The 13,331-nt window shown below is 55.9% G+C and carries 6 protein-coding genes; 1 reads left to right on the forward strand and 5 read right to left on the reverse strand.

All coding sequences use genetic code 11. The features are described from left to right. Nucleotides 1-32: 32 nt before the first annotated feature. Nucleotides 33-6,104: an ATP-binding protein gene (locus tag Pan181_RS19880; RefSeq protein ID WP_145249395.1), complete on the reverse strand. Its 6,072-nt coding sequence runs from the start codon at nt 6,102-6,104 to the stop codon at nt 33-35. Nucleotides 6,105-6,612: 508 nt separating this feature from the next. Here Pan181_RS19880 and Pan181_RS19885 point away from each other — a divergent pair. Beyond that, nucleotides 6,613-8,049: a YiiD C-terminal domain-containing protein gene (locus Pan181_RS19885; RefSeq protein ID WP_197528536.1), complete on the forward strand. Its 1,437-nt coding sequence runs from the start codon at nt 6,613-6,615 to the stop codon at nt 8,047-8,049. A gap of 60 nt (nt 8,050-8,109) precedes the next feature. Here Pan181_RS19885 and Pan181_RS19890 read toward each other — a convergent pair whose 3' ends face one another. From Pan181_RS19890 to cbiE, 4 genes are all read right to left on the reverse strand, one after another. Next, nucleotides 8,110-9,405, reverse strand: coding sequence for an OmpP1/FadL family transporter (locus tag Pan181_RS19890; protein ID WP_197528537.1), 1,296 nt, complete (start codon nt 9,403-9,405; stop codon nt 8,110-8,112). A gap of 362 nt (nt 9,406-9,767) precedes the next feature. Next, the gene (locus Pan181_RS19895) at nt 9,768-10,835 is read right to left on the reverse strand and encodes an HD domain-containing phosphohydrolase (protein WP_145249401.1); all 1,068 of its coding nucleotides are present in this window, start codon (nt 10,833-10,835) and stop codon (nt 9,768-9,770) included. Between the two features lie 30 nt (nt 10,836-10,865). After that, nucleotides 10,866-11,294 carry an Hpt domain-containing protein gene (locus Pan181_RS19900; RefSeq protein ID WP_197528538.1) on the reverse strand — a complete coding sequence of 143 codons (429 nt, stop codon included), beginning with the start codon at nt 11,292-11,294 and terminating at the stop codon, nt 10,866-10,868. A 754-nt stretch (nt 11,295-12,048) separates the two neighbouring features. Beyond that, nucleotides 12,049-13,284, reverse strand: a complete 1,236-nt coding sequence (gene cbiE / locus Pan181_RS19905; protein WP_145249404.1) for a precorrin-6y C5,15-methyltransferase (decarboxylating) subunit CbiE — start codon at nt 13,282-13,284, stop codon at nt 12,049-12,051. Nucleotides 13,285-13,331: the final 47 nt, after the last annotated feature.

The following is a 13,331-nucleotide window of genomic DNA, read 5'->3' on the forward strand; positions in this document are numbered from 1 at the left end:
CTGTTATTACTGCCGAAGCAATGACTACCGACTTATCCGATAGAACTCTCCTCGTATTGAGCGACGGTGCTCGGAGCGACCGAACATATCGCATTTGTCGCCTGAAGTAGTTCTTGCACATCAATTGGTTTGGCGAGGCAGCCTTCCATGCCAGCCTCTTTACAACGTTGCCAGAAATCCGCACTGGCGTGAGCCGAGAGGGCAAAGATCGGCACCCTCGGCCGTGGATTCGCTTCTTCGTATTCGCGTATCTTCTCCGTTGCTTGGAAACCATCGAGTTCCGGCATCTCGATGTCCATAAGCACCAGATCAAACGACTGAACGATAAACGCGTCGTAGGCCAACTGCCCGTTGTCGGCCAAGGTAACCTCGTGACCGAGTAGTTCGAGCATGCCTTTGGCGACCGCCTGATTTACAGGGCTATCATCCGCCACCAAAATGCTCAGCGGTTGGGCACAGTCGGACTCCATGTTATTCGTGCTGAATTGCTCTTTCTTCGATTCTTCGCGGCAAGCGGCTACGACTTCGATCAATTCGTCGCAGTCGACGGGTTTCATCACGGTGTGATCGATATTTAGCGTGCGACAGAGTTCCACCACCTCCACATTGCCCAGTGGCAGCAATGCCACGATTGGCAGCGACGACGATTGAGCCTGACTCAGAATCGACTCCACCGCTTCAAGATCGCTGAGTTGCTCGGCGGTCACATCGATCAGCAGCATGTCGGCATCTGCGACATCGGCAAAGAGATCTTGCGATCGAGCGTTAGTCGCAGAACAGACTAGTTGCTTGACCACTTGTCCGCCTATTTGGTTTACCTGCGAAGCAGCGATGTCGGCCGTGAATGTGCTATCGGAGACCACGGCCACATTCCAACCATTGACGCTTGGCGACCTTGTTGAATCGCCTTCGACTTCGACCGTATCGAAGGGAAGTCGGGCGTGGAAACAACTGCCGACGCCAACTTCGCTGTCGAGCCACATCTCGCCTCCCATCAGCGAAGTGAGCTGCTGGGTAATCGATAAACCTAATCCGGTACCACCATACTTGCGGGTGGTGGAGCTATCTTCCTGGCGGAAGGCCTCGAAGATGTCATTGAGCCGATCCTTGGCAATACCGACACCGGTGTCCTGCACATGGCACACCAGCGTACAACCCGTATGGCGGGTCGATTCTACTTCAATCGAAACGGAGACGTGTCCCTTCTCCGTGAACTTCACTGCATTGCTGATGAGATTCACGATGATCTGACGCACGCGATTTGGATCGCCTAGCAGATGATCAGGCACCGCAGGATCGACCTGGCAAACCAGTTCGATACCTTTACCGAATGCGGCAACCGCCATCAACCGCGCTGCGTCAACTACGACTTTATGCAAGCTAAACTCGATACGCTCCAAATCCATCCGACCGGCTTCGATCTTGGAGAGATCGAGGATGTCGTTTAACAACGACAACAGCGCATTGCCCGACTGCTTTACTGTGCAGAGGTAATTTCGCTGCTGATTGTCGAGTGGGGTGTTGAGCACTAACTCGGTCATGCCGAGCACGCCATTCATCGGCGTGCGAATTTCATGGCTCATGGTTGCCAGGAATCGGCTCTTCGCCTCGTTGGCCTGATCAGCGGCCACTTTGGCCGCACGCAGTTCGTCTCGTGTATTCAACAGCTCGCGAGCGGTTCTTTCGAGTTCCTTGTTCGAGATCGCCAACTCGGCGGCCCGTGATTCGGCCGCAGCGGTTCGCTCGGCAACCCGTTCTTCCAGGGTGATGTTCAAGTCTTGCAGTTGAGCGAACCCTTCGGCGTTCTCCAGTGCCGCGCCAGTGATCGTGGCAATGAACTCCGCCAGGCGAGCTTCGTCGGGACCAAACAAACCTCGAATACCTGAGTGAGCGACGTAGAGCAATAGCTCCACGTTACCTCGCACGTAGATCGGTACACACAGTTCAGAGAACGCCGTTTCTTCGGCTGCAGCGATTTCGTCGGGGGTCGAATCAATATCGCCGGTACGCATCACGTTGCCGGTCTGAATGGCCTGCTCGGCGATTTGGATCGCAATCGTTCCAGGACGATCGATCGAACAGTGCTTCCAGCCTACTTCGCCATTTCGAGAAACGGGAATCACGTGACACACCTCGCCCCGCAACATATGCAGAGCAGCACTTCGCGCGTGTGAGTGAATGTTCTCCGGCAGCAACGACGAAGCGATCGCGCGGCCTGCGTCGAGCACGGTATCGAATCGATCGATGAGCGAAAGGCTTAACTCTGGCCCTTGGTTACTTGTCGACTCGGTCGACAACGAGTCGTTTTGCGACTCGGCCAGAATGCGACGGGCTTGTCGTTCGAATTGCCCTGCTTCGTGCCAACCGGCCTCGTGACCGATACGCGAAGCTGCCAGCAACGTTTCGGCTTTCTGCAAGGTTTGCTGCAACTTCTCAGCACATGCAATGGCTAGATGGAACGCCCGTTTGCCTTTGGCAAGCTTACCCCGCATGCAGAGCACAAGGCCCAACTCGCGGTAAGCGTGTGGCAAGTCGTTCTTGCAAACCATGCCCGCCCGCCCGGCTGCCCGGGCGTAGCGTTCGGCCTTTTTCAGGCATTCTTCACGATAGAACGGAGTCGCTCCTGAACTGGTCTCGGCAGCCACTCGTAACGCAGTGGCTCCCCAAGCGTACGGTGCAATGGTATACGCGTTTTGTACGCCCGCTTCGGAGGTTACCTTCAATGCTCGGTCGAACACCTCGATGGCTTCGGACGTTTTACCGTCGGCCAGCAGGCAGACACCCTCGGCCAGCAATACCTGGCTGGCACCTTGAGCATCGCTTCGTTCCCGCTGCGATTCGACCCGCATCATGTCTTTCGGCACGCGGCCGTTTGAGGCCCGCGCCCACACGTCGAGAATGATACCCGACGCTTGTTGGTCGCCAGTTTCGAGGCCCGATTTTCGATTGACCTTCGATTCCTCAATCGCACCGTGTAACTCCCCGAGATAATACATGCTGGCCGCAATCTGGTAGCGTGCCATATGGATTTGCCAATAGTCGCCCATCCGTTCGAGGATACGAATGGCCGCCCGACAGCTATCAATACATTCACGATAGCGCGAAGCGGCAAATAGCGTGATACCAAGGAACACGAGCGATTGACCGCGTCCCCAAGTGTCGTTTAGTTCGTCGCGCATCTTGATGCCGCGTTTCGCGTAGCGAACCGCTCGGCTGAAGTAGCCCACCACGGTCATCGCTGGGCCATGCTCCGAGTAGGCCTGAGCTAACGCCTCACTGGGCATGTACTTTTCGCCCATGTTAATATTGCGCAGGTGCGACCAGAGCATCAGCATCTGCTGCTTGGAATACCAGCATCCATGAGCCATGTAGCTAAGCAGACGCATCGTAAGTCGTTCCGACCGATCCGGCTTGCGGCGAATCCGATGCAAGAACACTACGGGAAACCAGGTATGTAGTGTTTGGACGACGACTTCCCACAGCACCATGAACAACAGCGAAATCACTCGCCGAGGAACATAGTATCCCTGCAAACGCAAAGCAGCGTCGAAACTCTGAATCGCGGCGGCCATCTCGCCCCGTTTGAAATAGAGTTCACCAATTTTCGCACGAATTTGAGCCTGGGGAAAACCAGGCTCTGCCAGCGGAGCGGCATCCTCGAACCACCGATCAGCCTCTTCGTAACGGCCTCGCAACATGAGCACGTCGCCGAGACCTTCCATGATCTGGTGTCGCTCGGCGTTCGTGGTAGCTCCGCGAAGGGCGATTTCGTATTGCTGTTCGGCTACGTCCAGTGCGTATTGCGCTCGCGCTTGCTCGGCCGCTTCGGTCGCAAAAGGAAATGCCGACCGCGACTCGTCCCCCGCATCAAAGTGGTAAGCAACATCAGCAACTCGATCTGGAAACTCTTCCAAGAGGTATCGAGCGGCTGCCAGATGATACGAGGCGCGTGTTTCATGATCGAGCCCCGTTAGCAACGTGGAACGAATCTTGTCGTGAAAGAACACGCAGTCCGATCCGTTGGGGCGCAACCACACCAGATGACGTGTCTTCACGTCTTCGAGGGCTTCGATAAAGGCAGTCGGCGTCAAGTCGGACAGTTGCAATGCGGTATGCAAATCGAACTGTTTGCCAAGTATTGCACCTACGGATAGAAGGTGTAGCGATCGAGGAGGCAGCAACTGCAGACGACGCGCCAAGAACGACCCCGCCTGCGACGACGATCCCGCATCGGCCAAGGCCTCTTCATCCACTACCCATCCTGATTCGCCCGGCACCAATGCTTGACACTCTACCAACCCACGCAACACGGCCGACGCCATGAACGGGCTGCCAGCTGCCAGGCGATTGACAGTGGTCACGACTTGTTCGGGTAGCTCGCCGGCCATCGAGAACGCCAGCTGGCGAATCTCGCTGGGAGTGAGCGGGTTAAGGCGGATCGTGGTTCGCACGTCGACCGCCCGCAATAGGTGATCTTCCGGAATTTCTTCCGACCGGTAAGCGAGCGACACCAATAGCGTACACGGACCGCGGAACGAAGCCGAGGAGAAACGCCGCAGCAATTTGTAAGTTAGTTCGTCCGCCCACTGGCAATCGTCGAGCAGCAACAGTGTCGGCTTTCCGAGATGGCCGAGCGACTCGAGAAACAGCACGAGAGCTTCCAGCGTACGAGCTTCACCAGTTTCTTCAGGAGCAACCCATTGTTCGTCGTAGGCCAATACGGTTTGCAGTTCAGGCAGGGCTGAAACCACGGTCTGCAAGCGGTCGCCCAACAATGCGGTGAGCGTACTGCGCAGCTTTGGATCGCTGGCGATCTCGGCAAGCAATCCATCTACGACACCATCAAGTAGTCGGAATGGCGTCGAGGAAACCTCGTTCGCACCGATTCCCCGCAGTACTCGGAAACCTTGCTTGGATGCGTGGCGGAGCATTTCGGCAAGCAGTCGCGACTTTCCCGAGCCCGACTCGCCTTCGATCGACACTAGAACCTTCCGACCGTTCTCGGCATCGTCCATCGCTTCCGTTAAGGTGGTCATCTGCTCGGAGCGTCCGACAAAAGCGGGCTCCGTTAGCGTATCGCGACGGTCACGCGATCCCAAAACAATGTTCGAATTCGACTCTGGCGACTCCAGGTGCTTGGAAATCGCCTCGAGATCCACCAGCGCGGCAACCGCTGTTTGGTAACGATCGCACGGATCCTTACGCAACAAGCGCTGGATGAAATTGTCGAGCACAATCGGCACGTCGTTCTTGGCACCAGCAATATCAGGCACAGGGTCGGTAAGATGCTTGAACAACACCGAGCCAACCGTGTCGCCATCGAAAGGTGGCTTGCCGGTCACGCAGCAAAAGAGGATAGCGCCTAAGCTATAGAGATCGGACGATGAGGAGACGCTACAGTCAATCGACCCCGCCTGTTCGGGCGAGGCGTATCTGGCCACTTCCAATGGCTGCAACTTCAGTGGAGTATCCGGCTCAACGGTCAAAGCCAGTCCATAGTCGGTAAGTTGCACCTGGCGAAGGTCTCGGCCTGCTTCGCAATAAATGCTCTCTGGCCTGAGATTCCGATGCAGTACCTTGGCAGCATGCAGATCACGCAACCCCGCTAACACGCTGCGCGCTAAGTCGATCGTTTCGGCAACCCCCAAAGGTCCTTGCTTCAACCGGCTATGAAGCGTCGCACCAGTGCAGGCCTCGTAAGCAAGAAAATAGTCGACTCCATCGGTTCCGGAATCGATTCGCTTAGCGAGAAACGGACTACTGGAGTCTTGCAAGACGCTGGTTTCGTAGTCCAGTCGCATCTGCACCGCGTTGGTGAGCATCGTTTCGGGAACGAGCTTCAGGGTCACCGACCTGTTGGTTGCCGAATCGAGGGCGGAATAGTACGTCGCCCCTTGTCGATTGGCTAAGAGCGACTTTAAGTGAAAGCGTCCCCCGACGCATCTCTGCACCCCTTCGGCTGCAGCGCTAAACGAAACTTGTTCTTCGCTGTAATGCGACTCCGGCATCGACGCACAACTGGTGTATGAATGAAACTTATCCAACCCAAACGTGTAATCACTTGCTCTCCTCTTCGACAACAGGCCTTCGATTTCACGCGGCATCCCAAGGCGAACCTTTCTCTCGTGAAAGAGGATCGCTTTGGCATCTTGCTAGAAACGTGCAGGAAGAGGGTTGCTAGAAAAGCCTACGTCACCGCTGCAGGATGATGCGGAGTATCCCGAACTTGACAACAATTTGAGTGTTAGCGTGATTACTGCATTCGATTGCACGGTGACTCTCTGTCTCGAACAGTCCACCAGAAAGGGTGGTATCGATTGCACCTACCCCCTCTGCAGTACTGTAAAAGTAGTCCGATTGTACGAATGAATCCAATGGAATGAACGAAGTTCAACAGAATCGAATAGGTTTCTTCTGTGATTTGTAATTAGACTGTCTATCATATTCCGATATCGCCTTCCCTTCTCCTTTGAACCGCCTCGCATTGTTTCGTACTCTGCTTTGAGCAGGAACTTCTGAATGATGAAAAGTCTCGACGATGGCTCCAGAGCAGCCTCCGCTTTGTTTGAAATTGATTGGTCCGAGGATTTCGCCTGCCGTACGAACCCTCCGATGTTCACCGCGTTTCTTCGCGAACAAGTTCCGGTACTCGAGTATGTCGACTGGAAGATCACTGCGGTTCGACCTGGTGAGGTAGAAACCGTACTACCATTGAATCCCAACTCGACGAACCAACACTTCACTCACCAGGCCGCACTCATCGTGTTGTCGGCCGACTATTCCGGTGGGGCTGCGTTGGCTTCGCTGTTTTTAGGTTGGCCGGTCATCGGCGTGCACCCGGTCGATTCGCAGAAGTCGGTCTCGATGTGGCTGCTCAAGGCCGAGATGAAATACGTCCGACCCAGCACTGGCGACCTTACCGTAAAGGCCTCGGTCGACAGCGATCGTCACGAACGCATTCAGAAGCGTTTTCTCCAGGGAAAACCGGTGATTGAGACCATCACCATGCAGTTCATGAATGGCGACGAATTAATTGCCGAAGGTACCTGCACGTACTTTGCGCGTCAGTCGACTGCGCTGCAGACCAACGGCATTAACAACGGCAAAATTAACTCACTGTACGCGCTGAAGCTTACGTCGTCGGCCGAGATGATCGCTGGTGTACGTGCGCAAGAGAATGGTACGTTGTTCTCGGATCCCTACGCCGAGACCATGGCCGGACAACACGGCGTCGCCGTGGCTTCGCGTTTCTGTCAGCGGACTCCCCAGTTGGGCCCCATGGTCGCCGCCCGCACCCGGCACCTCGACGAACTGATGCATCGCTTTATGCAAAGCGGTGGCCGGCACATCGTGAACATTGGTGTTGGCTGGGACATGCGTCTCTTCCGACTCAATCCCCCCGAGGGTACCACGTTCTACGAGTTAGATTTTCCGTCGACTCTCGACGAGCGAACCGTTCGTTTGGAAAAGAACAATTTCAAAATCCCCAAGGGCATCGCCCGCGTGCCGCTGCCAATTGACTTGCGGTGCATGACCTTGCCCGACGTACTCGACGGAGTCGTCCCCAAAGACGAACCCATACTGTTCGTTTGGGAAGGGATGAGCATGTACTTCGAGGAGCCCGATACATTGCGGATTCTCGGCGAGATCAAGTCGATGCTGACGCACTCCGATAGCATGTTGTGGTTCGACCTTGTCGATCGCGAACCAGTTGTGAATCCCGCGGCCTTCCCTGAGAGCATTCAGAACTTCATGCATGGCATGCAGATTCTCGGCGAGCCCTTTGTGTTTGGCAGCGATGCCCCACAAGAATTGCTCGAGAAAGCCGGGCTGCGATGCCTGGATGTGGTGACCTCGGATGTCTACTTCCCCGAGACCACCGATCCTTTGTTCTCGATTTATCAGTTCTGCACCGCTGCAGGAGCTGCTACCGAGACGCATCACGTGCCCAAGGCATTCCGTCGCCCCGACTTGCCGCACAAGGTACCAACGGTACCTCGTGGTCAGGTGGTGGTCGACAACTCACAATCCTCGGCGTCGACCTCGTAATCGGCCCCACGGCATTACTCAGGTCTACTCAAGCGGCCTGAGTGGTACTCATTAACGCGATTAGTACGACTTCTCGCCGGTACCGAAGGTGCGGGTGAACGAGATCGAAGCTGCGTGCGACTTATTGCGATGCACGCTGTTATCGAAATCACCGCCAATAAAGTCGCTGGTTCCTACTTCGACCGTCGGTCCTACCGAAAACATGTAGGACAGATTGACGTCCCAGTCGAACATGTGAACCCCGTAGCCAAGCGAGAATGCGTTTTCCAAAGCGCCAGGCATCCATACGTTGATCGTTTCGGGTGGAATGGGACTCTTGTGATGGACGTAACCAGCCCGCACGATGTGCCCATTGCAGAGCCGATGCTCGATACCGACGCGAGTGGAAAGGGTGTCGCTCCAATTCAGAGGGAAGCTCTCCACGGCCACGGCAGGATAAGCCACATTGGTTGGCGAGCTTAGATTGAGAACGAATTGGTCGAAGGCGTTCGACCAGTTGGTCCAGATCACGTCGCAAGCAATCGTCGTGCGACTGCTGAGATCTTGCTTCAAGCCTAATCCAACCGAAGCGGGCCATTTGACCTCCACGTCGGTATCGTAGGTCGTACGTCCCAGCGGCGAGGTTAGCCCGACTTCGCCATCGGCGTCGACGTCCACTTGAGCCAAGTACGAGAAGCCCATCGACGTGCTTTCGGTCAGCTGACACGAGGCACCCAACGACCAAGTGAGCCCCGCTCCCTCGACACCTAAGTCAAGCAAACCGGGCAAACCAGCAGCCGTGGGTCCCTGCAACGTGTATGGGCCTTCGACATTCACGAACGAAATCGCGGGGCCAATTGTTCCACCAAACGATACGTACTCGTGACCGCAAGGCGTGTACGACGCACCGAACAGCACCTTAGTCAGCGATCCAAACGACTCGTAATGCTGGGGACCACCAAAAGGTGCAGGGCCCTCCAGGTTATAGATCGAACCAAACCCAGTCGGCGTGTAGATACCAAAGCCGGAGGTCCACTGCTGGTTGAGCCGCTTGATGTAAGTGAATTCGGGCAGCGCGTACATTTGGTTCTGCGAACGCTGTTGCACATTGTCGGCATCGCCATAGTCGAACTGCGTGAACAGCGCGGTGGCACCGAGCTGTAGCATGACGTCGCCTTTCATCTGCCCCAGTGCGCCAGGGTTGTCGTGCAGCATCGAGCCATTGTCGGCGAAGCCGAGATTCGTGCCGCCACGGCCGATGCTCACGGCCGAGACGCCATCGAGCGTAATGCCATCGCCCTGGCAACGACGTTCCATCAAAGCAGCAGCTGCCATCAGACAGCACAGCAACATCCACGACTTGATTGATCGACGCACTTCATGCCCCCTAAGGTGAGTGATCGCCTGGCTCCAAACCATGCTGAGTTTGGTAAGCCGGCAAACACGAAAGACACCATCAAGAAATGCGAACGGATCTGTACTCCCCTCGCGTCCACACTTCTATGGTTTCGAGCATCGACTGGGGGCCAGATACCGCTTGATGCGATTCTAAGGCTTGTACCGAGAATCAAACGGGGGGGACGCGTTGTGCCGATCAGGCAACTTAGACAAAGAGAGGAGCTGGTACGCCCATCACGAAAGTGCAGTTGCTAGCAAAGAGCACATGCAGTTTTCTGCGGCATTTCGCTGCTAGCAGCACTGAACTAGTCTGGTTCGCAACGGCCCTGTTTGCGACAAATCTAATTCGCGGCTAGCGGCTCACCGATACCGAAGAGCGATTCGGCGCTCGAGTGATTCTCGTCGGCCAGCGAGGCATCCAAGTGATTGGACACTTCGACGAAGGCCTTCTCTTGGGCGAGGAAGGCTTCCACGATCTTTGGATCGAAGTGGGTGCCAGTCCCTTCGAGAATGATCTCTTTGGCCTTCTGCGTGCTGAACTTTTCTTTGTAAACCCGCTTCGAAGTCAGCGCATCGTACACGTCGGCCAAGGCGATCAAACGGCCGCACAGGGGAATGTCTTCGCCACTGAGACCGTAGGGGTAGCCACTGCCATCGAACTTTTCGTGGTGGTACAGCGCGATGTCCCTAGCCATCTGCAGGTACTTGGCATCAGGAGCCACTTCCACCGCAGCGGCCAGCGTTTCGCCGCCGATCAGGGGGTGACGTTTCATGATTTCGAACTCTTCCCGCGAGAGCTTGCCAGGCTTTAGCAGCACCGAGTCGGGGACGCCGACCTTGCCGATATCGTGCAGCGGCGACGTGAGGTACAGCATCTGCACGTAGTCGCCATCGACTTCGTCCTTGAATTCACTCCACCCCGAGAGTTCCATCGCGAGAATCCGCCCGTACTCTCGCATCCGTTCCAGGTGCAAACCAGTTTCGTTATCGCGCGATTCGGTGAGCTTCGCGAGGGTGAACAGTAGCACGTCGCGGCTTTGCAGCGACAGCACCCGCTCGCCGGTTCGCAAGCGGACGATGAGTTCCTCCGGCTCGAATGGCTTGACGAGAAAATCGTCGGCCCCGGCCTTCAATCCCTGCACCAGATGCCCCATATCGGAATGGGAGGTAAGCAGGATGAAGAAGATGTAGCTGCTCCAATTTCGCTGACGCACTAAGCGGCAGAGTTCGTCGCCTGGCATGCCAGGCATGTCCCAGTCGGATATGACAATGCTGTACTCGCCGGTGCGAATCTGCTCGAAGCCTTCAATGCCGTCGTACTCGCAGCGAACCTCGTACCCGAAGTGCTGCAAGGTGCACTTTGCAATTTCTGCCGAGACAACGTCGTCGTCAATTACCAAGACTTTCATACGAACTACTTCGCTCTGCGAGACATGTTGTTATACCGACACCGCATTGCGATTGGTCATCTCGGCGCCCTCGACAGCGAACGCACCATGCTGGCTGTCGCCGGAGTTGCGATCGATCAGGTTTGTGAATTCGTTCCATTGATTGCGAAGCGATTCCACTTTTTCGCGCAAGCATCTTTCTTCTTGCGAGCGGGAAGCGTCACACAGCTCTTCGGCCGTGGAGCTCATCCGTTTGGCCGACGCGTTGGCGAAGGCACCTTTCAGACGATGGGCCACGTGATACAACTTCTCGTAGTCGGACTTGTTGAGCGATTCCTCTAACAAGGCGATATCCGCTTCGCCTCGCTCGGCAAGTAGTTCTAGAACTTGCTCGACAAACGCGACGTTACCAAGGCAACGATTTTTCAGGTCGTCGAGGTTGAGTATATCGGAGCGTTGTGAGAGTTGATCGATTAACATGCTTGGACCTTCATTAGAGAATTGCGACCTGTCACACTGCGAGACATTCGCGAGCCTCATTGCGATACCCTAATGTCCTGGTAGTCGTTCAGGACGATTCAGTGCCCGCCCTGTTGGACATCACAGGAAGTATAGTACCTACAAGTTAGTCTTCACGGTTTGTCTAAAAAGAAATGCCTCGTAGGTTCGTGATGCTCCAAATAGTGCGATTGTAGGAGGATCAACTGGTAGAAAGCACGCATATTCGAGCGTCCATCGGTTGTCCGTGATCGCTAAATTGTTTTTCGATAATCGCATCTAAACTTGCGATTTCACCGGCGAATCAAGGGATGGCCGCCTGGCCAGCAGAAGCTCATCGCTGGTGAGTGCCTTAGGCCTTTAGAGGCCGAATTATGCCCTAAGTGTCTGGTTCCATAGCCTGCATTGCAGCGAGACTAGACCGGTCCAGGTGTACGCTGCATGAGCTTGGCCTATTGGATGGACCAACGCAGTTCACTCTTGGATACCTGCAGGCGAGTTGTTGATGGCGGTGACGATCACGCAGGCTTAAGCGTTAGAACCAATCCAGCGCGAACAACCGCTACAAACAACCAGCTTCTGACACGCCGAGCGTAGTAGGGGTGCGACTTTGACAGTTAGTACAGTTAGGCATTCAAACCCTTGCCGCTCGATACCTATTTATTAGGCAACGTTTTGGGAGCGGAAACAAATCGACCTCGCCCGACAGTTTGCCAGGGCGGACCGGTAGCGATGGCTACTTGGTAACCGCGATCAGGAAGCTGGGATTCAGTGCATCGAACGTCAGTCGCTCGAGCTGCTCGGTGCCGCGGGAGATGTTGACCATCCAGACCTGCACCCCGTCGTTCTTGGCACGCAGCGCCGTGGTGAGTTCGGTCAGGTTGTCGATACTCACCAGATTCACGACCAGGCGGCCGCTCTGGCGGAGCCGGGCGTAAGCGGCCTCGGCGATTCGGCAAACCTCACGACCACCTCCCGAAATGAATACACAATCGGGATCGGGCAGGGCTTCCCAAGCTTCGGGGGCCTGACCTTGGATCGGCAGCACGTTTGCCACGTTAAAGCGTTTGGAGTTGGCCTTGATCAACTGGTGATCTTCGGGGTCCATCTCAATGGCATACACGGTACCTTCGGTCGCCAGCTGGGCGGCCTCGATGCTAACCGAACCGCTACCCGCACCAACGTCCCATACGATACTGTCGCGCCAGATGTCCATCTGGGCGAGCGCCAGCGAGCGAACCTCGGCCGGGGTGATCAAGCCATACTTCGGCCGCGATTGAATGAACGCCTCGTCGGGGTTGCCAAACAATCGCTTGCCGACTGCTTCGCGCGGACGATCGGGGAGCTCTCGCTGCCGCACCAGGATCATCACGTTCAGCGGTTCGAACGTTTGCTGAGCGATATCCTCGAGCGATCCGCGCGTCACCCGTTCGTTGCGGGCACCGAGGTTTTCGCACACGTAAGCATCGAAGTAATCGATCTGCTTCGCGAGCAGCGACTTGGCCACTTCGCTCGGACCGACTTCCGCGGTGGTGAATAAGCCCACCTTGTCGGCGATGCGACACTTCTCGATCACTGAGTCGATACTGTGGTTCGCCAAGTTGGTCAGGAACGCTTCGTCCCAACTCTCCATCACGCGGGCGAACGCCAGCTGCATGCTACTGACGTGCGGAATGACCTCGAACTGATCCTTGCTGAACTCGTCGGTAATGTAGCGGGCGAGTCCGTAGAACATGGGATCGCCAAACACCAGCACCACGGCAGCCCGATCGCCGACCTTGCGAATCTGGTCGGCCAGTTCTGCCAGATCTCCGCTCAGCAATACCCGCTCGCCGGAGACCGAAGTGGGCAGCAAATCGAGCGCCCGCTCCGGTCCCAGCAATACTTGGGCTTCTTCAATTCGCTTGCTAACCGCGGGGGACACCGCCTGCAAGCCATCGTCACCAATGCCGATAATGGAGATCTTTGTCATTTGTCCGTTGTCCGTGGCGTGAGTTGAATTCGCTCAATTTACCACCG

Source organism: Aeoliella mucimassa (assembly GCF_007748035.1).
GTDB lineage: Bacteria > Planctomycetota > Planctomycetia > Pirellulales > Lacipirellulaceae > Aeoliella > Aeoliella mucimassa.

Bases quoted from the DNA above. Each gene is read 5' to 3' on its own strand.
- Pan181_RS19880 (WP_145249395.1), bottom strand. From the start codon at position 6,104: ATGCCGCGTGAAATCGAAGGCCTGTTGTCGAAGAGGAGAGCAAGTGAT.
- Pan181_RS19885 (WP_197528536.1), top strand. From the start codon at position 6,613: ATGTTCACCGCGTTTCTTCGCGAACAAGTTCCGGTACTCGAGTATGTC.
- Pan181_RS19895 (WP_145249401.1), bottom strand. From the start codon at position 10,835: ATGAAAGTCTTGGTAATTGACGACGACGTTGTCTCGGCAGAAATTGCA.
- Pan181_RS19900 (WP_197528538.1), bottom strand. From the start codon at position 11,294: ATGTTAATCGATCAACTCTCACAACGCTCCGATATACTCAACCTCGAC.
- cbiE (WP_145249404.1), bottom strand. From the start codon at position 13,284: ATGACAAAGATCTCCATTATCGGCATTGGTGACGATGGCTTGCAGGCG.